General features: G+C 49.0%; 21 protein-coding genes and 1 riboswitch. Of the genes, 10 read left to right on the forward strand and 11 right to left on the reverse strand.

The genetic code is table 11. The annotated features are described in order from the left end of the window. Positions 1-260: 260 nt before the first annotated feature. Both HGH91_RS05955 and uxuA read right to left on the reverse strand, forming a co-directional pair. The gene (locus tag HGH91_RS05955) at positions 261-410 is read right to left on the reverse strand and encodes a hypothetical protein (protein WP_168737504.1); all 150 of its coding nucleotides are present in this window, start codon (positions 408-410) and stop codon (positions 261-263) included. Positions 411-588: 178 nt separating this feature from the next. After that, complete coding sequence (gene uxuA / locus HGH91_RS05960) at positions 589-1,761, reverse strand: mannonate dehydratase (RefSeq protein ID WP_317166804.1); 1,173 nt, start codon at positions 1,759-1,761, stop codon at positions 589-591. A gap of 159 nt (positions 1,762-1,920) precedes the next feature. On the opposite strand from uxuA, the gene HGH91_RS05965 reads away from it, so the two are divergent. From HGH91_RS05965 to katG, 5 genes are all read left to right on the forward strand, one after another. Further along, positions 1,921-2,964 (forward strand): LacI family DNA-binding transcriptional regulator, encoded by a 1,044-nt coding sequence (locus HGH91_RS05965; protein ID WP_168737505.1) that lies wholly within the window; start codon positions 1,921-1,923, stop codon positions 2,962-2,964. 13 nt (positions 2,965-2,977) lie between these two features. Continuing rightward, positions 2,978-5,197, forward strand: a complete 2,220-nt coding sequence (locus HGH91_RS05970) for an alpha-glucuronidase family glycosyl hydrolase (protein ID WP_247651658.1) — start codon at positions 2,978-2,980, stop codon at positions 5,195-5,197. Positions 5,198-5,225: 28 nt separating this feature from the next. Beyond that, complete coding sequence (locus tag HGH91_RS05975) at positions 5,226-5,975, forward strand: SDR family NAD(P)-dependent oxidoreductase (RefSeq protein WP_168737506.1); 750 nt, start codon at positions 5,226-5,228, stop codon at positions 5,973-5,975. Positions 5,976-5,995: 20 nt separating this feature from the next. Next, the gene (locus HGH91_RS05980; RefSeq protein WP_211092208.1) at positions 5,996-7,900 is read left to right on the forward strand and encodes a sialate O-acetylesterase; all 1,905 of its coding nucleotides are present in this window, start codon (positions 5,996-5,998) and stop codon (positions 7,898-7,900) included. 323 nt (positions 7,901-8,223) lie between these two features. After that, entirely contained in the window at positions 8,224-10,506 is a 2,283-nt protein-coding gene (gene katG / locus HGH91_RS05985) for a catalase/peroxidase HPI (protein ID WP_168737508.1), read from the forward strand. A 54-nt stretch (positions 10,507-10,560) separates the two neighbouring features. Here katG and HGH91_RS05990 read toward each other — a convergent pair whose 3' ends face one another. The 5 genes from HGH91_RS05990 to HGH91_RS06010 are packed head-to-tail and all read right to left on the reverse strand — an operon-like array spanning position 10,561 to position 13,020. Beyond that, on the reverse strand, positions 10,561-11,196 hold the full coding sequence (locus tag HGH91_RS05990; protein WP_168737509.1) for an ankyrin repeat domain-containing protein: 636 nt from the start codon (positions 11,194-11,196) through the stop codon (positions 10,561-10,563). A gap of 47 nt (positions 11,197-11,243) precedes the next feature. Beyond that, a complete protein-coding gene (locus HGH91_RS05995) occupies positions 11,244-11,825 on the reverse strand; it encodes a YdeI/OmpD-associated family protein (RefSeq protein ID WP_168737510.1) in 582 nt (193 codons plus the stop codon). A gap of 12 nt (positions 11,826-11,837) precedes the next feature. After that, entirely contained in the window at positions 11,838-12,218 is a 381-nt protein-coding gene (locus tag HGH91_RS06000) for a DoxX family protein (protein WP_168737511.1), read from the reverse strand. A gap of 7 nt (positions 12,219-12,225) precedes the next feature. Continuing rightward, on the reverse strand, positions 12,226-12,690 hold the full coding sequence (locus HGH91_RS06005) for an SRPBCC domain-containing protein (protein WP_168737512.1): 465 nt from the start codon (positions 12,688-12,690) through the stop codon (positions 12,226-12,228). 6 nt (positions 12,691-12,696) lie between these two features. Next, positions 12,697-13,020: an ArsR/SmtB family transcription factor gene (locus tag HGH91_RS06010; RefSeq protein WP_168737513.1), complete on the reverse strand. Its 324-nt coding sequence runs from the start codon at positions 13,018-13,020 to the stop codon at positions 12,697-12,699. A gap of 237 nt (positions 13,021-13,257) precedes the next feature. On the opposite strand from HGH91_RS06010, the gene HGH91_RS06015 reads away from it, so the two are divergent. The 4 genes from HGH91_RS06015 (at position 13,258) to HGH91_RS06030 (ending at position 18,289) form a co-directional block, all read left to right on the forward strand. Then, positions 13,258-14,742 carry an FAD-dependent oxidoreductase gene (locus HGH91_RS06015; RefSeq protein ID WP_168737514.1) on the forward strand — a complete coding sequence of 495 codons (1,485 nt, stop codon included), beginning with the start codon at positions 13,258-13,260 and terminating at the stop codon, positions 14,740-14,742. A gap of 42 nt (positions 14,743-14,784) precedes the next feature. Next, complete coding sequence (locus HGH91_RS06020; RefSeq protein WP_168737515.1) at positions 14,785-15,360, forward strand: DUF4256 domain-containing protein; 576 nt, start codon at positions 14,785-14,787, stop codon at positions 15,358-15,360. Between the two features lie 107 nt (positions 15,361-15,467). After that, positions 15,468-15,692: riboswitch (cobalamin riboswitch) on the forward strand. 296 nt (positions 15,693-15,988) lie between these two features. After that, positions 15,989-17,332: a DUF5074 domain-containing protein gene (locus tag HGH91_RS06025; RefSeq protein WP_168737516.1), complete on the forward strand. Its 1,344-nt coding sequence runs from the start codon at positions 15,989-15,991 to the stop codon at positions 17,330-17,332. 27 nt (positions 17,333-17,359) lie between these two features. Continuing rightward, positions 17,360-18,289: a PKD domain-containing protein gene (locus tag HGH91_RS06030; RefSeq protein WP_168737517.1), complete on the forward strand. Its 930-nt coding sequence runs from the start codon at positions 17,360-17,362 to the stop codon at positions 18,287-18,289. Between the two features lie 85 nt (positions 18,290-18,374). Here HGH91_RS06030 and HGH91_RS06035 read toward each other — a convergent pair whose 3' ends face one another. Genes HGH91_RS06035 through HGH91_RS06050 form a run of 4 tightly spaced genes read right to left on the reverse strand, consistent with a single transcriptional unit; the run spans position 18,375 to position 21,003 of the window. Continuing rightward, the gene (locus HGH91_RS06035; RefSeq protein WP_168737518.1) at positions 18,375-18,944 is read right to left on the reverse strand and encodes a DUF6620 family protein; all 570 of its coding nucleotides are present in this window, start codon (positions 18,942-18,944) and stop codon (positions 18,375-18,377) included. An 8-nt stretch (positions 18,945-18,952) separates the two neighbouring features. Beyond that, positions 18,953-19,783 (reverse strand): hypothetical protein, encoded by an 831-nt coding sequence (locus HGH91_RS06040; RefSeq protein ID WP_168737519.1) that lies wholly within the window; start codon positions 19,781-19,783, stop codon positions 18,953-18,955. A gap of 3 nt (positions 19,784-19,786) precedes the next feature. Then, positions 19,787-20,035: a hypothetical protein gene (locus HGH91_RS06045; protein ID WP_168737520.1), complete on the reverse strand. Its 249-nt coding sequence runs from the start codon at positions 20,033-20,035 to the stop codon at positions 19,787-19,789. A gap of 14 nt (positions 20,036-20,049) precedes the next feature. Next, positions 20,050-21,003, reverse strand: coding sequence for an SPFH domain-containing protein (locus HGH91_RS06050; protein ID WP_168737521.1), 954 nt, complete (start codon positions 21,001-21,003; stop codon positions 20,050-20,052). A gap of 503 nt (positions 21,004-21,506) precedes the next feature. On the opposite strand from HGH91_RS06050, the gene HGH91_RS06055 reads away from it, so the two are divergent. Further along, positions 21,507-22,418, forward strand: coding sequence for a hypothetical protein (locus HGH91_RS06055; protein ID WP_168737522.1), 912 nt, complete (start codon positions 21,507-21,509; stop codon positions 22,416-22,418). The last annotated feature ends 175 nt before the right edge of the window (positions 22,419-22,593 follow it).

The following is a 22,593-nucleotide window of genomic DNA, read 5'->3' on the forward strand; positions in this document are numbered from 1 at the left end:
CCGTCTATACTACAATCACAAACTCATAGTTAACCCAATGCATGAAATATTCCGGCCACATCCTGATGGTAGGTTAACCGTTGCTGATATTGTTTTACCAGTTTCCTTAACAACGGAAGAAGAAGAATGATTATCTTATTAAAACAGTGAAAGACATAAAAGAGTTTAGCAAACGGCCTGTTTTTTAGGCCAGAGGACTTATGGTATCATGTGAAGCAGGTAGGTCGAATGCCGGGTCCTTTTCATCCGGGGTATTGCTTTTAATCACTATATCCGGGAGTACAGGGCTCCCGGAAAAGGTCTTTTAGGTTGATGCCGTTTATGTCTACCAGCCGGGTGCCAGGGATCACATCAATAGCCTTTGCCAATGGAACCGGGATATATCTCCGGATATGCTTTCGTATAGTCATACACAGTTGGTTGCTACCGGATAATATATAAAAAAATGGGTTACGTCCGGCGGGGGCAAGGGGTATTTAGGATATCTTATTGCCCCTTTATTGCCCCTTTATTGCCCCTTTATTGCCCCTTTATTGCCAACTACGATGGCCCCTATATGGCCCCTTTAGTTAATTCTGACGGAAGATATTATTTACTCAACAACCCACTCACCAACCCTGCCTGCAATCCCCGCAACTCCGCCAGTCCCTTCAACCTTCCTATACAAGAATACCCGGGATAAGTTGTTTTATGCAGGTCGTCCATCATCTGGTGGCCATGATCCGGCCGTACTGGTAACGAAATATTCCGCTGTTTCATGAGCAGTAATAATTCACGTACAATGCTTACCATGTCTGCATCGCCATCCAGGTGTGCTGCTTCGAAAAAATTTCCTACGTCATCACGACGGGTATTGCGCAGGTGCAGGAAATGAATATGCGCGCCCAATCGTTGAATGATTCCTGTGAGGTCGTTGCCTGGCCTTACACCGAGTGAACCGGTACAATAGCAGAGGCCATTTGCCGGCGAGGGTACGGCCTGTATGATACGATGTAAATCCGCTTCCGTGCTTACAATACGGGGCAGTCCCAGTACCGGGTAGGGAGGATCATCCGGATGGATCGCCATCTTCAATCCCAGGGCTTCCGCCACCGGGATCACTTCTCCCAGGAAATAAAATAAGTTTTCTCTCAATTGATCAGCATCAATCTGTTGATAGGCGGTTAAAGCGGCCAATATTTCGGCAGGTTCAAAACGACCGCTACTTCCCGGCAAACCCAATAGCGCATTCCGGAACACGGTATCTTTCTGTTCATCGGTATGGGTTTGCCACCAGGCTTCTGCCAGCACTATTTCTGAGGAGCTATAATCGCTTGCAGCGCCTGGCCTTTTCAACATAAAAAGATCGAATGCCACAAAGGCCGCCCGTTCATAATAAAGCGCTTTACTACCATCAGGGAGCGGGTAACTGATATCCGTTCTTACCCAATCCAGCACGGGCATAAAGTTATAGGTAATGACTTTAATTCCGCAGGCGGCCAGGTGATGCAGGCTTTCGCGGTAGTTAGCAATATGGGTGAGATAATGGCCGCTACGCCGCTTTATATCTTCGCTTACCGGTAAACTCTCTACTACCGTCCAACGCATGCCTGCCTGTTCAATAAGGGACTGCCGCTCGCTGATAGCGGCTAAGGACCAGACTTCTCCTACCGGCACCTGGTGCAGGGCGGTGACTACTCCCGCGCAACCTGCCTGCCGGATATCGCTTAAACTTACCGGATCATGCGGCCCAAACCACCGCATGGTTTCATGCATTAACATAATAGGTTGTTTTAACTTTTTACGTGAAATTCGGAGGCTGACGAAGGTGGTTACCTGGTCTTCTTCGAAGACGAATATAAGAAAAATTGAAACTGACGTAACCGATTGCATTTTTTATTCAAAAAAATTCACTTCCTTTGAAGAACAAGTTGAATCAACATGTCAGAAGAGCGGGAAATCACGATATACGACATAGCCAAATACCTGAATATATCGGCAGCCACGGTAAGCCGGGGGTTGAAAAACAACCCGATGATCAGCAAAACCACGCGGAAAAAGATCACAGATGCCGCGCAAATGTTGGGGTACCAGTCCAATGCTTTTGCCAGCAACCTGAGAAGCCGGCATACGCATACCCTGGGAGTCATTGTACCGCGGCTCAACAGCTACTTCATGTCTTCCGCCCTGGCAGGCATGGAAAACGCCGCTAGCCGTTATGGCTATAACCTGATCATTGCGCAATCGCTTGAAGATGCAGAGAAAGAAAAGCGCAATGTCGCCACGATGTTTAACAAACGGGTGGATGGGCTACTCATCTCATTATCTTACAACACGCAGAATATCAATCACCTGGAGCCGTTCTTTAAACGAAAAATTCCGGTTATTTTCTTCGACCGGGTATACCCGCACAACGAGAGCACCTCGGTGGGGATCAACAACTTCGAGGCGGCGTACCAGGTTACCAAACACCTGATAGACCAGGGTTGTAAGCGAATCATGCACCTGGGAGGCAATGTGCTGAGAAATGTGTACCAGGAAAGGCTCGACGGGTACCGGAAAGCGCTGCAGGACCATCACCTGCCTTTTACAGAGAAGCTGCACCTCACCGGTCCTCTTTCTGAACAGGCCGGCGAAGATGCAGCCAGGCATATCCTGGAACTGTCGCCCGACAAACGCCCGGATGCCGTTTTTTCGGCCAACGATACCGCTGCGGTCTATTGCATGCTGGCCCTGCAGGCTGCCGGTATCCGTATCCCGGAAGACATTGCCTTCGCCGGCTTCAACAATGATCCGATCAGCAAAGTGATCGCACCCAATCTTACCACAGTCGAATACCCCGGCGACAGCATCGGTCACACGGCCGCTACCTACCTGATTAACCACCTGAAAGGTATCAGCGACCTGTATGCCACCAATGCCATCACTCTTAGAGCCGATCTCGTAATACGGGCCTCTTCCCTGAAAAACAAGCACCCGGAATAACTTTTTCGGGATTATGAACGCAACCGATTGCGAAAAACAACTAAAAAATGACACTAAATCCATCAAACAGGTAGTTGTCGATATGAAAAATTCCACGTTATTGTTCTTATGTCTCTGCTGCTTTCTGCTTACCAAAGGAGAAAACGGGTATGACCTGTGGCTGCGGTATCCGCCGGTAGCCGATAAAATGCTGCAAGCTACCTATCGCCGTCACATCAGCGCCATCATGATCAACCCGTCCGATGCCACCCTGAACATTGCCAGGCAGGAATTGCTTAATGGCCTCTCCCACCTGCTGCAAACCCGGCTGTCGGCCACCACTACCCTCCACCAGGACGGCACAGTGGTCGCCGGTACACCGCAACAATCCCCGCTCCTCGCACAGGCGGACATTGGCGGTCTGCTGAAAGCTGCCGGCAACGAGGGTTTTGTGATCGTTCCCAAAACACTGCAAGGCAAGCGCTGTATCCTCATCAGCGGCAACACCTCCATAGGCGTGCTATATGGTGTATTTCATTTTCTGCGCGGGCTGCAAACCGCCCAGCCTGTTCCTGTTCTGCCAATCGTATCTGCGCCTAAAATCCAGTTACGCATGCTGGATCACTGGGATAACCTTAATCGCACCGTAGAAAGAGGTTATGCCGGTTTTTCGATCTGGAACTGGCATACGCTGCCTACGTATATTGATCCCCGTTATATCGACTATGCCCGGACCAATGCCTCTATCGGTATCAATGGAACCGTACTCACCAACGTTAACGCCAACGCCACGGTATTGACGCCGGCCTACCTGGAAAAAGTGAAAGCCCTGGCAGATGTATTCCGTCCCTACGGCATCCGGGTATACCTTACCGCCAGGTTCAGCGCCCCCATGGAAATTGGCGGACTGGCCACCGCCGATCCGCTGAATGACAGCGTACGCGGATGGTGGAAAGAAAAGATAAAAGAGATCTATTCCTATATTCCCGACTTCGGAGGTTTTCTCGTAAAAGCCAACAGCGAAGGACAACCAGGGCCACAGGACTATCACCGCACCCATGCCGATGGCGCCAATATGCTGGCAGATGCCATCGCTCCCTATAAAGGCATCGTGATATGGCGCGCATTCGTGTATAGTCACGATAACCCGGCAGATCGCCATAAACAGGCTTACGACGACTTCGTTCCGCTCGACGGGCAGTTCAGGCCTAATGTATTGTTGCAGGTAAAAAACGGAGCTATCGACTTCATGCCGCGTGAACCTTTTCATCCCCTGTTTGGCGCCATGCCTAAAACGCCGTTGATGATGGAGTTTCAGCTTACGCAGGAATACCTGGGACAGGGAACCAGCCTGGTTTTCCTGGCGCCCCTGTTCAAAGAAACACTGGAAAGCGATACCTACCGTAAAGGCGCTGGCAGCACCGTGGCTAAAGTTATTGATGGTAGTGTTGATCAACATACGCTCAGTGGTATGGCCGGCGTAGCCAATATTGGCAGTGATATCGACTGGTGCGGCCATCCCTTTGCGCAGGCCAACTGGTATGCGCTGGGGCGACTAACATGGGATCACACCCTTTCCAGTGAACAGATAGCTGAGGAATGGTTGCGTATGACCTTCTCCAATGATCTTACTTTTCTAAAAAGTGCGACCCGCCTTATGCTGGAAAGCCGGGATATTATCGTACAATATTCCAACCCCATAGGATTGCATCATATCATGGGTACGGGGCACCACTATGGGCCGGCACCCTGGGTCGACAACCAGCAACGCCCCGAATGGAACCCCGTTTATTACCACAAAGCAGATAGCGCCGGTATCGGCTTCGACCGTACGGCCACCGGCAGTAATGCTTTGGCACAATACCAGCCGGCTGTGCGCCGGCAGTGGGAAGACATAACTACCTGCGACGAAAAATACCTGCTATGGTTTCATCATATGCCCTGGCATTTCCGCATGAAAAGCGGCAGGAACCTTTGGGAGGAACTGTGTTACCAATACTATACCGGCGCGGACCGGGTGACCGGTATGCAACATACCTGGGAAAGCCTGCGCCCTTTTGTAGACCCGCAGCGATTTGAGCAGGTGACCATGCTGTTGAAAATACAGCAACAGGAAGCCACCTGGTGGAGAAATGCCTGCCTGCTGTATTTCCGGACCTTCAGCCATATGCCGCTACCAGCGGGCTATGCACCGCCGGACAAAACATTGGAGTACTATCAACAGCTACAGTTCCCCTTTGCACCGGGTAACTGATAACAACATTTTTAACAGCCGAAGAAAGATGACAGCACTAAAAAGAAAATTAGCCATTGTAACAGGTGGTGGTTCGGGTATAGGTTTCGCGATCGCCGAAAAATTAATACAACAGGACATGAAAGTAATCATCCTGGGAAGAAATGCGGAGAGACTGGACGCTGCACGGCAACAGTTAGGCGATGCCTGCCATGCTATCCCCGCGGATATTACACACCTGGCTGCCATACCCGCGCTGGTAAACAGTATTGTGGAGCAGCATGGTCCCATCAACATCCTGGTAAACAACGCGGGTATCAATCATAAAAAAGATTTTACAGAAGTTACTGATGAAGCATTTCAACAGGTGATGCTCACCAATGTGACTGCCGTATTTACCATGAGCCGCGAAGTGGTAAAGTCCATGTTGCCGCTGGGCGCTGGTTGCATTGTTAACATCAGCTCTATGGCGGCCCAATATGGTATTCCGAAAGTGATCGCCTATTCTGCCAGCAAAACGGCCATTGAGGGTATGACCCGGGCCATGGCGGTAGAATTATCGCCCAAAGGGATACGGGTAAATGCGATCGCCCCGGGGTTTATTTACTCCGATATGACCGCCAAGGCCCTGGACAGCGACCCTGAAAGAAAAGCCAGGGTATTTGGCCGTACGCCGATGGGTGCTATGGGGCAACCCACTGACATAGGCGATGCGGTTGTTTTTCTCAGTAGTGATGCTGCCCGGTTTATTACGGGCGTGGTATTGCCGGTGGATGGCGGCAACAGCATCGGTTTTTAATGCATTGTAAATCTACTTATATGAAGCAATTGATGATTATTTTGCTCTGCTGTTGCAGTGTTTATATGGCAACAGCGCAAGTGAAACTTCCGCGACTGGTACGTGACAGCATGATCCTGCAGCGGGACGAAAAGATAAAACTATGGGGCTGGGCAGCCCCATCGGAAAAAGTAAAGGTACATTTCAGGAATGCTGACTATAAAACGACAACCGGCGCAGATGGCCGCTGGGCGGTATATTTACCCCCCACGCCCGCCGGCGGACCTTATAGTATGACGATTTCCGGAAGCAACAAAATTGTGCTGCAGGATATCCTGTTTGGCGATGTATGGTTTTGTAGTGGCCAGTCGAACATGGTTCACGAGATGAACATTCACGATGTTACTTACCGCCGGGATATCCTGGCCGCCAATGACCCGGATATCCGGCAATTTCTTGTACCGCCCGTCAACGAGCTGGCTGGTCCGCAGGCTGATCTGCCAGGTGGTTCCTGGCAACCGGCTGTTGGAGAACAGGTAAGACCCTTTTCCGCAGTAGCCTATTTCTTTGCCAAAAGCATCCACGACACCTATCATATTCCGGTGGGTATTATCAACGCCAGTATAGGAGGCACGCCTATAGAGGCGTGGATGAGTGAAGATGGCTTTAAGGATTTCCCGGCACAGGCAGCACTTATCCGGCAAAATAAAGATACCGCAGGATTCCGTCGCCAGCATATTCCGGTGATGACTGTCTTGCCCGCAGATGCCGGCCTTACCCAGCTTCCACGATGGTACGACACCACTTATTTACCCAAAGGCTGGCGCCAGATCAACATTCCCGGCTACTGGGAAGACCAGGGGGCAAAAGATTTAAATGGTGTAGTATGGTATCGCCGTGAGATAACGTTACCGGCTTCCATGGAAGGAAAGCCTGCCCAGGTTTTCCTCGGGCGCATTGTGGACGCAGACGAACTATATATCAACGGTAAATTGGCGGGCCGCACGTTCTATCAATATCCGCAACGCCGCTACCAGGTGCCGGCCGGGTTATTAAAAACAGGCAGGAACCTTTTCGTGGTACGCGTTACCAATACTGCCGGTAAAGGAGGATTTGTACCCGATAAACCTTATTGCATTTTCTCTGGTACAGACACCATCGATTTGAAAGGATACTGGCAATACAAAGCCGGCGCAGTATATCCCCCTGTAGCCCCTCATTATACCCCACTTTCCCAAAATCAGCCAACAGCCCTTTACAACGCCATGGTAGCACCACTCATTGGTTATCCCATCAAAGGCATCTGTTGGTACCAGGGGGAATCCAATACTGATCGTGCTGATCAATACAAAAAACTGCTACCCGCGTTGATCAGGGACTGGCGCAGCAAGTGGGGCAAGGACTCCCTTCCCTTCCTGTATGTACAACTACCCGGCTTCATGGACTACAACTACCTGCCTGTTGAAAGCAACTGGGCCAGGCTGCGGGAGGCGCAACTACAATCCTTGTCCATACCCCGCACCGCCATGGTGGTAGCTATTGACCTGGGAGAATGGAATGACATTCATCCGGATGATAAAAAATCAGTAGGCGGAAGACTGGCCCTCGCCGCCAGGGGTGTAGCCTACCGGGAGCCTGTCATTTACTCAGGTCCGCTGTATCACGCGGCAACTATTGAAGGGAATAAAATTACGATCAGCTTTACCCAAACCGGCAGCGGGCTCACTACCACGGACGGAGATGCTTTATCGGCATTTGAGATTGCCGGTGCCGATAAGAAATTTGTATGGGCTCAAACCAGCATCAGCGGGAACCAGGTAACCGTATGGAGCGATGCTGTAAGCGCGCCGCTGTATGTACGGTATGCCTGGTCAGATAATCCCTTACAACCGAATTTATGTAACCAGGAAGGGTTGCCTGCTTCGCCTTTTAGAACCGATTGGTGAAGCAGAAAATGTAATTCGATTCACAACTGGTAAATCCCCGACCAATAGCAGATAATACACGTTAACTTTAGTATATTGCAATAAGCCATCATAGGGAGGAATGACGTATAGGATTTCCTCCCACTAATCATTCCTGTTTTCCCTATATCTCCGACGGTGACGATAGATCGGTAATTACTCCCTCAGCAGCATCAATAGTTTTTAACTATAAAAATATAGAACTAATTGATTTTACTTATACCACCAATGTGTTTACTTTTACCAAACCTGCACCGATAAACTGGTACAGGCAAGTGCTCATCCTCACCATAAACTTTTTAAAAATGGAAAAAGAATTAACCGACATCAGTAAATGCCCGTTTCATAATGGCAGCATGAAGCACAACGTTGGCGGCGGCGGCACCAGGAACCGCGACTGGTGGCCTAATCACTTAAAGTTGAGTATCCTGCGCCAGCATGCGTCCTTATCAGATCCCATGGAGAAAGATTTTAACTATGCCGAAGCTTTTAAAAGCCTGGACCTGGAAGCGGTGAAAAAAGACCTGCATGCGTTGATGACCGACTCGCAGGATTGGTGGCCGGCCGACTTTGGGCATTACGGACCTTTATTTATCCGTATGGCCTGGCACAGTGCAGGTACCTATCGTATCGGTGATGGCCGTGGTGGTGCAGGAGCAGGACAACAACGTTTTGCGCCGCTCAACAGCTGGCCAGATAATGTGAGTCTCGATAAAGCCCGCAGGTTACTATGGCCTATCAAACAAAAATATGGCCGCAGCATTTCCTGGGCGGATTTACTGATCCTCACCGGTAATGTGGCACTGGAGTCGATGGGCTTTAAGACTTTTGGTTTTGCCGGTGGACGTGAGGATGTATGGGAGGCCGATGAAGCGGTGTACTGGGGCTCCGAAACCACCTGGCTGGGTGGCGATATCCGTTACGCCCATGGTTCCCAGGGCGTGGCAGCATCACATGCCGTATTGTCGGCCGATGAAAAAGCCGGCGGCGATATCCACTCCCGCAACCTGGAAAACCCCTTAGCGGCTGTTCAGATGGGATTGATTTACGTAAATCCCGAAGGACCGGACGGTAATCCTGATCCGATTGCTGCTGCTAAAGATATCCGCGATACTTTTGGCCGCATGGCCATGAATGATGAGGAAACGGTAGCCCTGATAGCGGGTGGACACAGCTTTGGTAAAACCCATGGTGCCGCCCCTGCCAGCCATGTGGGTAAAGAACCGGAAGGCGCCGACCTGGCCATGCAGGGCCTGGGCTGGAGCAATAGCTACGGCAGCGGTAAGGGCGCCGATACCATTACCAGTGGATTGGAAGTGATCTGGACTAAAACGCCCACGCAATGGAGCAATAACTTCTTTGAAAACCTGTTCGGCTTTGAATGGGAACTGACTAAAAGTCCCGCAGGCGCACACCAGTGGGTAGCCAAAAATGCAACGGCCATCATCCCTGATGCATATGATAGCGGCAAAAAGCACTTGCCTACCATGCTGACCACCGACCTCTCTTTACGATTTGATCCTGTTTACGAAAAAATATCCCGGCGCTTCCTGGAAAACCCCGACGCACTTGCCGATGCATTTGCACGGGCCTGGTTCAAGCTCACCCACCGCGATATGGGTCCGCGTGCCCGTTACCTGGGAGCAGATGTGCCATCAGAAATACTGATCTGGCAGGATCCTATTCCTGCTGTCAATCATCCGTTAGTCAATGACAATGATATCGCTGCACTGAAAGCTAAAGTACTGGCTTCCGGGCTGAGCGTATCGGAGCTCGTGTCTACTGCGTGGGCATCTGCTGCTACTTTCCGCGGTTCCGACAAACGGGGTGGCGCTAATGGCGCCCGCATCCGGCTGGCCCCACAGAAATACTGGCAGGTCAACAATCCACCACAGCTGCAAAAGGTGCTGGACAAACTGGAAGGTATCCAGCAGGCGTTTAACAGCGCCCAATCAGATGGCAAAAAAGTGTCGCTGGCCGACCTGATCGTGCTGGCGGGCGTGGCTGGTATCGAAAAAGCCGCTAAAGACGCGGGACAGTCCGTTACAGTACCATTTACACCTGGCCGTATGGACGCCTCCCAGGACCAAACCGACGTGGAATCCGTTGGTCACCTGGAACCTTTAGCCGATGGTTTCCGCAACTACCGGAAAGCAAAACTGCCTGTTTCTACAGAAGAATTGCTGGTTGACAAGGCGCAGCTATTGACGCTGACAGTGCCGGAATTAACGGTATTGACAGGTGGTATGCGCGTATTAAACACCAACTACGATGGCTCCGCACATGGCGTATTTACGAAGCGGCCGGGTCAACTGACCAACGACTTCTTCGTGAACCTGCTGGACATGAATACTGCCTGGAAAGCAGCCGGTGACGACCGCGAAATTTATGAAGGCACCAGTCGCGCTACCGGTGAAGCAAAATGGACCGCTACCCGGGCCGACCTGGTATTTGGCTCCAATGCAGAACTGCGGGCCATTGCCGAAGTATATGGCAGTGCTGATGCGCAGGCTAAATTTGTGAAAGACTTTGTAGCTGCCTGGAATAAGGTGATGAACCTCGACCGGTTCGACTTAAAGAAAGCGTAAATTTTCACCAATGACAGTAAAGCAAAGAGGAATCTTCGTGAAGACTCCTCTTTGCTATTTTAATAAGTTTATCAGTTCCGCATCCGTTTCATCTAGCAATTCAAACGGCGTAGTGCCGTTCAGGTTAGGCACTGTTTTGTCGGCGCCGGCGTTGAGGAGTAGCCTCACGCATTCGGCCTGGTGATATTGGTTGGCTATGCCGCCGTATTTCAGGCCATGTACTGCCCAGAATAACGGCGTACTGCGGAATTCGGTGCACAGCTGATGAATATTGGCATGCTCCCGGATCAGTTTTGCTACCAATTGATCCCTGCCCACCCAGGCAGCCCAGTGCAGGGCCGTTCCGCCATGGCAACCGGCATGATGGATGTCGGCGCCATTTTCTATATACAAAATACCCACCTGTTCGGCGTGCAGGCTGGCAGCCGCTACCAGGGGAGTATCCTGCCCTGCTGCTAACGTGTAACCGTTAACGTTGGCACCATGCGCTAAAAAGATGCTGGCTATTTCAACGCCTTCCTGGTCTGAGAAAGCATGAACGAAAACGCCATCGCAAACCCGGTGTAACGGATGCGCTTTGGTGGTGTTGTTTTCATCGAAAGGGATGCCTTCATTGGCTAATGACGGGTTTTGAGCAAGCGCTTGCCGGATCCCTTCATAATCTTTGTGCATGATCAGTGTTCGCATCATATGCTGCCTGTTTCAGGATGAAAGTAAACTTTGTCTGAGGTATCTCCTCACTCATCATCCAGCCCTTTTCCTGCGAGGATATGTTTCATATATTTTTCAACCCGGGAGGCCCGCGTCTTTGATTGTTTAGCGGCAGCAAAATAGAGCAGGTATCCCCGCTGACGGCCCGGTGTCAAGTCTTCAAAGGCTGTTCTCAATGCCGGCAGGGTATCCAGCTTTTGCTGGAATTCTTCCGGTACCGGGTACTCAGTGACCTTTTTATACTGCACTTTTGCCCCGGATTGTTCCAGTTCAATAGCTTCATGAATATAATTCACCAATATATTCTTCCTCTTATTAATGTCTTTCATACTGGTAAACCGCATCTGTCGCGCGGCCTGTACATTATCCGTTTGCTGGATCAGCACACCGTGCACATCGTTGATCAATGCACCTTTGAAGAATAGCACTGCGCAGTAATCTTTGAATCCATGCATTAAGATGATGTTCTTATCGTGGAATGAGTAGCAGGGAACGCCCCATTTCAGGCCTTCTGTGAGTTGAGATTCCAATATGATGTTTCTTAGCTTTTCAAATTCCTCCTGCCACTTTTCCGCCCTGCCTATAAATGCATCGATCTTATGATTCATGTTATGCTGTTTTTAATTAAAGGAAAGGATTCTTCTATCGGCCGGCCTGAAATACCAGGAAATGGCTGTCAAGATAAGTAATAATAACGAAGGAAACATATCCTTCATCACGCCGCCAACAGCGATATGTGAGAGTAAGGCGCCTGACATCGCGAAAAAGAAACCGGCGTATGCCCACTCTTTCAGCAAAGGGAATTTAGGCGCCAGGACAGCGATCACGCCCAGGATCTTCCAGCAGCCGATGATCTTCTGAAAATAGGGAGGGTAACCAAGGCCGGCCATGAAATCATTTTCAGTTTTCATGTTGGATAATTGAACAATCGCGGTGGAGGTCATGCCCAGGGCCAGCCAAAGGGTGGCGATCCAGTAAATGATTTTATTTCTCTTTGTCATGGTGTTTCTATAATTGTTTTTGCAAGATTTTTTCTATCCGGTTGTGTGCCAGGTCAATCCCCCGTACCATGCCTTGTTTAATGACAGCATCCCGCTTTTCAACAGATTCATAGATGACATGCATCCTGAGCTTACTGGTACTATCGGTAACCGCCTCAAATTCATAGAACTCCAGCTGCAGGCCAAACGGCGTTCCTTCCATTTCGAAAGTGCGCACGATCTTTTGGTTCGGGATAAATTCATGTGCGACGCCGCTGAAGCGGTACTTATTCCCTTTAGGGTCGGAGGTCTCAAACTGGTAGCTGCCATATTTCCGGCTTTCCAGTTGCAATACTTTTGTTCCCATCCATTGTTCTACAATTTCAGGTTCCGTGTAGGCAGTGAACAACAGTTCCAACGGTAAATCAAACTCCCTGGTAATAAACAGTTCCTGCTTACCGTCTTCGGCGTTGACTTTCGTTTTTTGTTCCATAAATTATTATTTTTTGGGTTTGTAGTTTTTCATGATCGATTCCAGTTTATTAAAACGGTCGTCCCACATTTTGCGGAATGGCTCAATAAAATCTGCGATGGCTTTCATTTTCTTAGCATTTATATGATAGTAAATTTCTCTGCCGTTTTGCGTTTGTTCCAGCAGTTCACACTCCGTTAGTATTTGCAGGTGTTTGGAAACGGTAGGTCTTGCTGTGTCAAAATTTGAGGCGATTGCTCCTGCCGTCATCGCCTGGGAGGCCACCAATAGCAGTATAGCCCTCCTGGTGGGGTCTGCTATGGCCTGGAATACATCTCGTCTTAAATTCATTATGTAGCTATTTGACTACAAATATACGCGTAGCCATTTAACTACACAAATTTTTCTTTCATTCCGGATAAAAATAATTGCCGTGGTGGTTGTTTTCCACCATTAAAACCTACATGCCTTGTCGTAAATTGCCTGATAAATGTCGTAACCCCTACCCACGGCTACTTTTTAATTTCTCTACATTTGACCGGCCATGAATTTGTATAAGCCGGGAACAAATTTTAAATTTAGTATCATATGGAAAAGATTACCGCCAGGGATATACGTTATGCGGATCTCGCAGGAAAAAGATTTAATAAACGCTTTAGCGGGAAGCCGGAATATATTGTACTGCCTACCACTACCACCGAAGTGGTGATAGCGGTACAGGAAGCCGTGAGCAACAAACGGCGGCCGGTGGTACGCAGTGGTGGCCATTGCCTGGAGGGCTTTGTATCTGATCCCACCGCGCAGGTACTGATCGACACCTCCCTGATGACAAACGTTTCTTACGATGCCGATATGGGAGCCTTTGTGGTAGAAGCTGGCGCCACGGTAGGCGAAACCTATCGACGGCTGTTCCTGGGCTGGGGCGTAGTACTTCCGGCGGGTGAGCATCCCGGTATTGGTATGGGCGGACATGTGTTGGGTGGCGCCTTCGGGTTTCTATGCAGGGAACATGGGCTGGCGGCAGACTATCTTTACGCCGTAGAGGTAGTAACTGTAGATGCATCGGGACAAGCTATTCCCATCATCGCCACCCGGGAAGTATCTGATCCTAACTATGATTTGTGGTGGGCGCATACCGGCGCCGGCGGCGGCAACTTCGGCATCGTTACCCGCTATTGGCTGCGGAGCCACGATGCTACGGGTACAGACCCAAATACCACTTTACCTGCAGCACCGGCAACTATTACTACGTTTCGCGTGTCGTGGGACTGGACACTCTTTAATGAAAGTGCCTTTTCGCAACCGACCAATAACTTTGGCGCCTGGGCGGCACAGCATAGTGGTCCGGATTCGCCATTCCGTCAACTGTTCAGTATTTTGTTTCTCAATCACCGTAACATTGGCAAACTGGATATTAAAGGTCTTGCCACCGGACCTCAGGCTACGCGCCTGATTGAAGAACACCTGGCCGATATTGCAGAACCTATCGGTATCGCCTATACGAAACAAATTGAGGAAACTCCGTGGCTGCAATTTGCACTCAACCCTTTCCCCGAACTTTTCCAGCCTGGTTTCGACAAGGCGCAGGCCAAAGTAAAAGACGCCTTTTTCCGGCGTCCATTCACAGATAGCCAAATTGCTACCGCGTATAAATACCTCACCCTGGCGGCTCCCATAGGCGGCGGGCTTGGAATGGCTACCTATGGCGGCAAAGTAAATACCATTGCTCCTGGCGCTACGGCTTCCGTACAACGGGACAGCATACTCGACGTGGCTTGCAATACCGGGTGGATCAGCCCCGAAGGCGCCGCTCCCAGCCTGGAATGGGTACGTAACTTTTACAAAGACCTCTTCCCCGGATCGGGTGGCGTACCGGTACCAAATGATCAAACAGATGGAGCTATGATTAACCATCCTGATACCGACCTTGCCACCGCAGCATGGAATCAATCAGGTGTTCCCTGGTCTACGTTCTATTACAAAGAGAACTATCCCCGGCTGCAGCAGGTAAAAGCCAAGTGGGACCCCTTGAATATATTCTATCACGCATTATCTATCCGGGCGGCTCAATAGTGACTGGAAAGATAACCGCTACCTTAAAGCATAAAGATTCACATGAAAGAAACACCCACCAATAAAAAAAAGTTAACGGCAGCGCAACAGGATACGCTGCTCAAAACATTGCAATCCCGTTTTGAAAAAAACGGGCAGCGTCATAAAGGCCTTAACTGGAGTGATGTGCAGGAGCGGCTCACGGCCCACCCTGAAAAAATGTGGTCATTGTACGAAATGGAACAAACAGAAGGCGAACCGGATGTGATTGCATTTGATAAAAAAACGGGCGCCTATACTTTTTGTGACTGCTCCGCTGAAAGTCCCAAGGGACGGCGGAATGCCTGCTATGATTACGAGGCCCTGGCTTCCCGGAAGGATCATCCGCCTAAAGAAAGTGCGGTAGAAATGGCAGCAGCAATGGGCATCACGCTCCTTACAGAAACTGCCTACCGGGAATTACAACAGCTGGGTAAGTTTGATCTCAAAACATCCAGCTGGGTACAAACGCCTGCCGACGTAAGAGCGCTCGGAGGCGCCCTGTTTTGCGACCGCCGTTACGATAAAGTTTTCCTTTATCATAATGGCGCTTCCTCTTATTATGCCGCGAGGGGTTTCCGTGGCTCGCTCACGGTGTAAATACTCCGGTAATACATCATCTCCCAAAACGCGCAGCGGGAGTCAATCCCGTTGCGCTGATATCACCATACAGCTCACAATATTTTGGTGATCCCATCTCCTTTCATTAATTTGCCGCCGCAACTGGTTATTCCAGCACATATGCTGGCATATTAAAAGGGAATCCGGTGTGAAACCGGAGCTATCCCCGTAGCTGTAATCCTGCACCTGTTTTATACAGGTATGTTTTTTCGGAATCAACTCCACTTTGCCACTGTTCCGGCTATACGGAACGGGAAGGCGACCGGAAAAGCAGGAAAGCCAGAAGACCTGCCTCTTGCAACGATATAGGACGTTTTCGGGTGAAGAGCGTACTTATATTTTCGGTTTTTTTTGTAACAAAATTGGTAACGATGAACCACATCTGACGATGTGTGTCCTGCGTATGCTGTAGTTTCTGATTGCCGTGTTGTCGTGGAAGATCATTTGATATCTTCCCCGCAGACGGGTGTTTAATAACTGTAGATGATGTCCGATAAAAAAGGAACCCCGTTTCCCGTATATCCTGGATAGGCTGCAAGCCCTTTATCATCGGGCATTTGCAGCACACCGTTATTACTGCATTATCATCAACCTAAATATATCAAACATGCGATTACCGGGAAGTATGCTTTTCGTATCGGCCCTTTTTATGCTGGCCACCTCCTGTAAGAAAAATGATAACACCGTTCCTTCTCCCGGTGTTGACCACAGCGGCGGTTCGGATACTTTGCGTTTAGGCGCTACCGTTACCTATCGTCCTATAATAGCCCATCCATTGGGCGCTACCTTCAGCTGGAAAGTGAATGGACAGGTAGTGGGAAATGATTCCGTATTTACTTTCACTGCTGCGACCCGTGGCGATTACCATATCGTGTTTACCGCCACCAACAGCGCCACAGCTGATTCCGCGATTTACCAGGTGAAGGTATGGAGCAAATATGAAAATGGTTTCCTGGTAGTGCAGGAAGGCCAGTATGGCACTACTACCGGCGACTTATTTTACTACAGCTATGATAGCAATAAAGTAGCGTACAATGTTTTTAAAACAGAAAATCCGGATAAAGATTTTGGATCATCTACTGCTACCCTGCAATTTGCTACTATTTATAACGGCAAGGTATATATGACGGCAAAGGTAGGTGGCCCCTTAGTAGTAGCCGATGCTTATACCATGAAGGAAACCGGCCGGATAGATCACCTGCCGCAGGATGAAGGCCATGCTTTCCTTGGTATTGACAATGCCAGGGGGCTTTTAAGCACGGTAGACGGCGTTTATAGGCTCAACCTCGCCGGTCCTGCCCTGGGCGCTAAAATAGACGGTATCAACTCCAACGCAGGCGATATGATCGTTGCAGGCGATTATGTTTTTGTGCTGACAGCAGATGACGGGGTTGTTGTGTTGAAGACCACCGATTACAGCATCGTTAAGAAGTTTCCCAAAGCCACGATGGGATTTGCGCGCACAAAAGACGGGGCTGTCTGGGCAGCGGGCGACTCGGCGCTGATGCGTATCGATCCGGCGGGCCTGACTATAACGGAAACGCATGTACCCTTTAAGGTCACCAATCCCTGGGCCTTATGGGCCTGGCATTCCGGCGGCCTCGTAGCCAGTACCTCCGGCAACGAAGTATACATTGCCGAGCGTAAAGAGGGCCCTGGCATTGGGGGCACACTGGAATATAGCGGTACCCGCATTTATAAGTACACGCCGGGTAATAGCAGCGCTTTTGCAACACCCTTCATCACCATTCCTGATGGCCAATATTTTTATGGTTCGGCCGTACGGTTGAATGAGCGGACGAAGGAGTTGGTGGTGCTGACGTTGACCGACGAATGGGGCAGCAGCAATGACAACAGGTGGTTATTTTACGATGCAGCCAGTGGCGCTTTAAAACAAAGTCTTCGTTATCCGGGCTACTACTTCCCTACCCTACCTGTATTTTATCAGTAGTTTTTTACACCTTCAATTATAATTACTATGCGAAAATCCTATTTGACCTCCTTAGGTCTTGGCAGCCTGCTGATGCTGGCTGCTTGTCAGAAAGAAGCGCTGACAGAGAGTCTTCAGCCTGTTTCTACCCGGTCTGCCGCTATTGTCAGCAATGTCACTATCCGGCCAGCATTGCTGACCAGCAGTCCGCTGATCAGCCGGGTGTTTACCTATATGCCGGCGGCCGGGCAGTTTATCAATGAAACCACCTTGGGTACTACTACGGCCGCACAGGGCCTGGTGGGCAGCACCACCAACATGGTGTCGCTGGGTGGCTTTGGCGGGTATATTGTATTCGGGTTTGACCATTCGGTGGTGAATGGTACGGGCAACGACCTGGGTATTTATGGCAATCCCCTCGGGCCTACTTATCAATGGTCGGAGCCAGGCGTAGTGATGGTGAGCCAGGATACCAATGGTAATGGTTTACCCGATGATACCTGGTATGAATTAGCCGGCAGCCAGTATTCCATTGCCAGCACCATTAAAAATTACCGTATTACCTATTACAATCCGCATGCGGCAGGTACCAGTGTATTATGGAAAGATAACCAGGGAGCGAGTGGTTATGTAGTTGCCAACACCTATCATACGGCCAACAACTACTACCCTGCTATGGCGCCTAGCCAGGACTCCATCACGTTTACCGGCACCAAGCTGGTGAATACCTTACAAACCGGTGGCATTGTTACTAACCTTGCCTTTGCGTGGGGATATTCCGACAGCTATTCCAGCGAATATCCCACGTTAGGCTATAATACGTTTGACATCGCCTGGGCTGTGAATGCCAGCGGTACGCCGGTAACATTGAATGCCATTGATTTTGTGAAAGTATATACGGGGCAGAACTGCAGCGGAGGCACGATGATGGGAGAAATCTCTACCGAGGTAAAAGGCGCCAGGGATCTGCATTTATAGTTCGTATCTCCATATCCTGACCATTATAAAAATGCCCCGTAAACAAGTCGTTACGGGGCATTTCTCTTATGAATATTCCTGTTGTTTAAAACTCGATATCGTCGGCTACATTGCCGCCCTGGGCATCAGCAAACAGTTGCTGATACTTTGCCTTGTAGGCTGCCTGTCTTTCGTTGTAGCCTTCAAAGTCGGCCGCTATATCCTGGTGGATCTGTGCATTCCAGTTGGATGCCGCGATCTGGAAATCACCCAGGGTGATCCCATATTTATCGGCGATCCATTGGGCGCCGTCGAGGCCATATTCGTAGGCTACCTGGCGGGCTACTTCCAGCTCTTCGTAGAAACTCTTATCTGATTTTATACGGTCTGTATTGGCGCCGCCTTCTGCAGAAACCGCCGCTTTTAAATTGCTGAACTTAGGGTGCTGGTCTGCCTGACCGAAATACTGACCAAACAGCGTCACGATATGAAAGGTCTCGTCCTGTTTCATACGCTCGGGCCACAGCAGGTTGGCTTCCTGCCAAACGGGTACTTCCACGCCCAATGCTTTTGCTATATCAGCTTCACTTAAACCGCTGCCCATTTTTGCGCAGGCGGCGCTGTAATCTTCTAAAGTAATGCCGTGAATGGGTTCTAATAATGGATTGTCAGACATACATGTGTTTATTTAAAATGATGAAAAGATTGTTCTCTTAATAAACGTTCATAAAATTTTTCATTCTCTTCTGCCATATCCGGTATGATCTTACTCCACTCATCGATCATGGCACGCAGGTATACTTTTTCGCGCTCAGGATCCCGGGGGTTACTTTCCTCATAGGCCCGGCGCAGATGGGCCGTACGTTGTTCCGCCAGGGCGCGGGCATCGTGCAGCACCATGCGTGCTCCTGTAGAGGGACTGAATGTATTCTGGGAATGACAAAACGGACAGGTCACATAGGTATCGATAAAAAACATTTTTTCGATGGTGATATTGCCGCCGCATTGCTGGCAGCTGAATTTATCACGGATGCTTTCAAATGCCCGCAATTGTTCCTGGTAAGCCGCTTCCAGGTTGCGTTCCCCGGCCGCCTGTTGCAGGCGCTGCATGCACTTGTTCAGTTTTTCATCAAAAATATAATGCCGGTTAAGGCAAGCCATCCTGAAGTTCATAATGCGATTGTGATAATCGCGGCCCACCGTGGAGGTAACAGCGGGCACCGTCGCCTCTGCCTGATACACAAAGTCTATAATCTGTTCTTCCTGGATATCGTTGGCCTTTTGGCGCATATGATTGATTTGCCCGAGTAATCCCTGCAGCATATTGCTATGCGCGCGTTTATACGGATCTGTGTCCTGGTCGAAGATCTCCTTTAGTCCGGGGATGGCAGCCGTTGTGAGTTCCAACATCCTGGCTTCCAGTTTGTCGAGGAACGCAAACCAACGTTCCTGTCTTGTTTTCATTTCTTCGAGGAGTGCGGGGTTATCATATTTCTTATTAAAAAAGCCGAACATACTTTATGAATTATTTTCCTTTTTGATATTAATCCCGTCTGTCAGCTTTACTTCCATGAATACAAAACCGCAGTAGGCGCAGGCGGTGAGGCCCTTTTCAAAGGCGCGCCCGGCGCCGCATTTGGGACAATCGCGCATGTCCATCTTCGCCTTTTCCGGGGTAATGTCCCCGCCATAATGCTGCTGGGTAGCGGCCTGTTGTTTGAGCCGTTCCAGGTAAGACAATAGCTTGTTATCTTTCTCTTCTGCCATGCTGTTTACCTTGGTTAGAGTAACTTCAACAGTTCTTCTTTCTTTGCCGCGTACTCAGCTTCTGTGATCAACTGCGCTTCAAAGAGGGTCTTTAATTTTTTAAGTCTCTCTGTAATATCGTCTGCCGGTGCGGGTTTCTGTTGCATCTGTCCCTGGTTCACCATATTACTGATCATGCCTAATACCACTGCCTGCCGGGCGCCGTCGCCTACCTCGGAACGTTCCTGGTCCATAGCGTTGGCAATGCTGTATTGGCTGAATTTATTCATGTCCGTTACCATGTTCATGCCGGTTACCTTATCGTATTGCTTCAGCACTTCTTCCGGTAAGGTAATGCTGGTGATGGTAAAGCGGGTTACCTCCAGGCCTAAGTCAGTGAAATAAGGTTGAATTAATGGCTGGATCTTTTCATTCAATGCCGGCACATTGGCGGCAGCTTCTACTACGGGGATCTTCGCCAGTGACAAGACTTCGCCGAATTTAGGCGCAATGAAATCCCGGAGCTGCAACTCCAGTTCCGTGATGCCGAGCCGTGGCCAGGTGCCTGCATATTCTTTAAAAAACCGTCCCACGTCTGTAATGCGGACGTTGTAGGTACCAAATGCGCGGATGCGTACCTGTCCGAAAGCCGCGTCGGTCATTAATACCGGCGCTGGTGTACCCCACTTCAGGTTCACAAACTGGTGGGTGTTGAAGAAGTAGATGTCTGCCTTAAAGGGACTTTCAAAACCATACTTCCAGCCCCTGAGCCGGGTAAGTACAGGGATATTCTCTGTGGTGAGCACATGTCTTCCAGCAGGGAATATATCTGCCAGCTGCCCTTCGTTTAATAAGAGTGCATGCTGACTTTCCCTGACGGTTAACATCGCGCCATTCTTAATTTCTTTGTCTGCGTCTGCAAACTTCCACATCAGTGCATTCGGATCAGGTGTTAACGATTCAATGACTTCAATAAATGGTAATCCCATATGGTGAGCATTTTAAAAGCGGTTTCCGATAATGTGCCGGGGTAACATCCAATTTTTTTTTCCGGGTAGCTGCAAAATAATCACTAATCACCTAACTACCATCCTATTCATCCTCTTTGTTAGCAATAATATAATACAACAAGATCAGTATACCTGTTGCAAATTTGAGGAAAGAATAGATGAATGCCCTCTTTAGGCCTGCTACAAAACGACTACTTCCCCGAAAAAAAGCAACTACAAGATAACTACAGTGCTACAAAATAAATTATAAGTGTAATACTTACACATATGTACAAATATAATCCAGATAAAACAAATGCGGGGGAGATATGGGCGGAGGCAAAAGACCTGCCCGTTATTTTTCATATATAGATATGATATAGCCAATAAAAATAAGAAATATATTTAGGTACAGCTATAATAACACTCTCTCAAAAAAAAGAAAACCCGATAAGCTATAGCTGATAATAACCATATTTCTTTATTGTTTAAACCACGTTTTTATGAAAAAGCACTATTTGCCGTTGTTGGCAGTACTGTTAGCCGTATTTGCCTGCCAGAAACCGGCCTCCGACCCAAATCCTGTTAAACCGGGAAGCTCCGAAAAATTTGCAGTTAATTTTAAAGTGTCCGGCTTTTCGCAGGTTATTGTTGGCAATGCCCGGAGTGCAGATACCAGTGTGCTCCAAAATGTAAAAAAGCTTATCTATGTAGCCTTTAATGCCAATACCGGGCAGGTTGTAAGCCGGCAAAACAAGATTACCGGTGATACCACTTTTGGCGAATTCAGGGATTCGTTACCTACCGGCCGGTATGTGGTAACCGTAACCGGCATCAAAGATACCACAGGCGCAGAAATTGCAACTGACCCGCTGGGCGTGTATATCGTTTATCCGGGCACCGATCTCTTTTACAAAAGAACGATTGTCAGTGTAAGCGGCAGTGTTGATGAAAATATGGCGCTTGACAGAGTTGTATCAAGGTTGATGTATCAATTCAAAGGCAGGATACCTTATAATGCAAGAAAAATATCGATATGGCCTCATTACCTGGATGATGTTTATGGAATAAGCCCGTTTCTGGATTTTTACACCGGCAGTAATCTCGCTAGTCAGCATTACCATTATTCTCCTTATTACTACTCCATACCAGACTCACTGATTGGCCATGACGGTCTTACGCTCAATACTTACATGATGAATCCTTCAGGTACCCAGAGCACAGATGTAGAGATTTCTGTAACTGATTCCACCGGCAAGGTAATATCGAGCAAGGCTATTTACAGTGTGATGATGGAGAACAACAAAACCACGCTCCTTTCGGGCTACATATTCGACAGCATTCCGGCTAGTGGTGGGGTGCAGGTAAAAATAAATCCCAACTGGTCCACCGATACTATAAAAGCTGAATTCTAAACAGGATTTGAAGCAAGCATAAAGAAGTCGTTTCACCCACTGAGGCGGCTTCTTTACGTTTATAGACAGCCGTTAAACCACTGGCCCTCACTTATAAAAAACCAGCATATAGTCCATCTAAAAAATTTAATTGTCCATCTGATTATTAATCTTTAAATGTATATTAGACACTTAA

It is taken from the genome of Chitinophaga eiseniae (assembly GCF_012641265.1).
In the GTDB taxonomy this organism is placed as follows: Bacteria; Bacteroidota; Bacteroidia; order Chitinophagales; family Chitinophagaceae; genus Chitinophaga; species Chitinophaga eiseniae_A.

Bases quoted from the DNA above. Each gene is read 5' to 3' on its own strand.
- HGH91_RS05955 (WP_168737504.1), bottom strand. From the start codon at position 410: ATGACTATACGAAAGCATATCCGGAGATATATCCCGGTTCCATTGGCA.
- uxuA (WP_317166804.1), bottom strand. From the start codon at position 1,761: ATGTTAATGCATGAAACCATGCGGTGGTTTGGGCCGCATGATCCGGTA.
- HGH91_RS05965 (WP_168737505.1), top strand. From the start codon at position 1,921: ATGTCAGAAGAGCGGGAAATCACGATATACGACATAGCCAAATACCTG.
- HGH91_RS05970 (WP_247651658.1), top strand. From the start codon at position 2,978: ATGAACGCAACCGATTGCGAAAAACAACTAAAAAATGACACTAAATCC.
- HGH91_RS05975 (WP_168737506.1), top strand. From the start codon at position 5,226: ATGACAGCACTAAAAAGAAAATTAGCCATTGTAACAGGTGGTGGTTCG.
- HGH91_RS05980 (WP_211092208.1), top strand. From the start codon at position 5,996: ATGAAGCAATTGATGATTATTTTGCTCTGCTGTTGCAGTGTTTATATG.
- katG (WP_168737508.1), top strand. From the start codon at position 8,224: ATGGAAAAAGAATTAACCGACATCAGTAAATGCCCGTTTCATAATGGC.
- HGH91_RS05990 (WP_168737509.1), bottom strand. From the start codon at position 11,196: ATGATGCGAACACTGATCATGCACAAAGATTATGAAGGGATCCGGCAA.
- HGH91_RS05995 (WP_168737510.1), bottom strand. From the start codon at position 11,825: ATGAATCATAAGATCGATGCATTTATAGGCAGGGCGGAAAAGTGGCAG.
- HGH91_RS06000 (WP_168737511.1), bottom strand. From the start codon at position 12,218: ATGACAAAGAGAAATAAAATCATTTACTGGATCGCCACCCTTTGGCTG.
- HGH91_RS06005 (WP_168737512.1), bottom strand. From the start codon at position 12,690: ATGGAACAAAAAACGAAAGTCAACGCCGAAGACGGTAAGCAGGAACTG.
- HGH91_RS06010 (WP_168737513.1), bottom strand. From the start codon at position 13,020: ATGAATTTAAGACGAGATGTATTCCAGGCCATAGCAGACCCCACCAGG.
- HGH91_RS06015 (WP_168737514.1), top strand. From the start codon at position 13,258: ATGGAAAAGATTACCGCCAGGGATATACGTTATGCGGATCTCGCAGGA.
- HGH91_RS06020 (WP_168737515.1), top strand. From the start codon at position 14,785: ATGAAAGAAACACCCACCAATAAAAAAAAGTTAACGGCAGCGCAACAG.
- HGH91_RS06025 (WP_168737516.1), top strand. From the start codon at position 15,989: ATGCGATTACCGGGAAGTATGCTTTTCGTATCGGCCCTTTTTATGCTG.
- HGH91_RS06030 (WP_168737517.1), top strand. From the start codon at position 17,360: ATGCGAAAATCCTATTTGACCTCCTTAGGTCTTGGCAGCCTGCTGATG.
- HGH91_RS06035 (WP_168737518.1), bottom strand. From the start codon at position 18,944: ATGTCTGACAATCCATTATTAGAACCCATTCACGGCATTACTTTAGAA.
- HGH91_RS06040 (WP_168737519.1), bottom strand. From the start codon at position 19,783: ATGTTCGGCTTTTTTAATAAGAAATATGATAACCCCGCACTCCTCGAA.
- HGH91_RS06045 (WP_168737520.1), bottom strand. From the start codon at position 20,035: ATGGCAGAAGAGAAAGATAACAAGCTATTGTCTTACCTGGAACGGCTC.
- HGH91_RS06050 (WP_168737521.1), bottom strand. From the start codon at position 21,003: ATGGGATTACCATTTATTGAAGTCATTGAATCGTTAACACCTGATCCG.
- HGH91_RS06055 (WP_168737522.1), top strand. From the start codon at position 21,507: ATGAAAAAGCACTATTTGCCGTTGTTGGCAGTACTGTTAGCCGTATTT.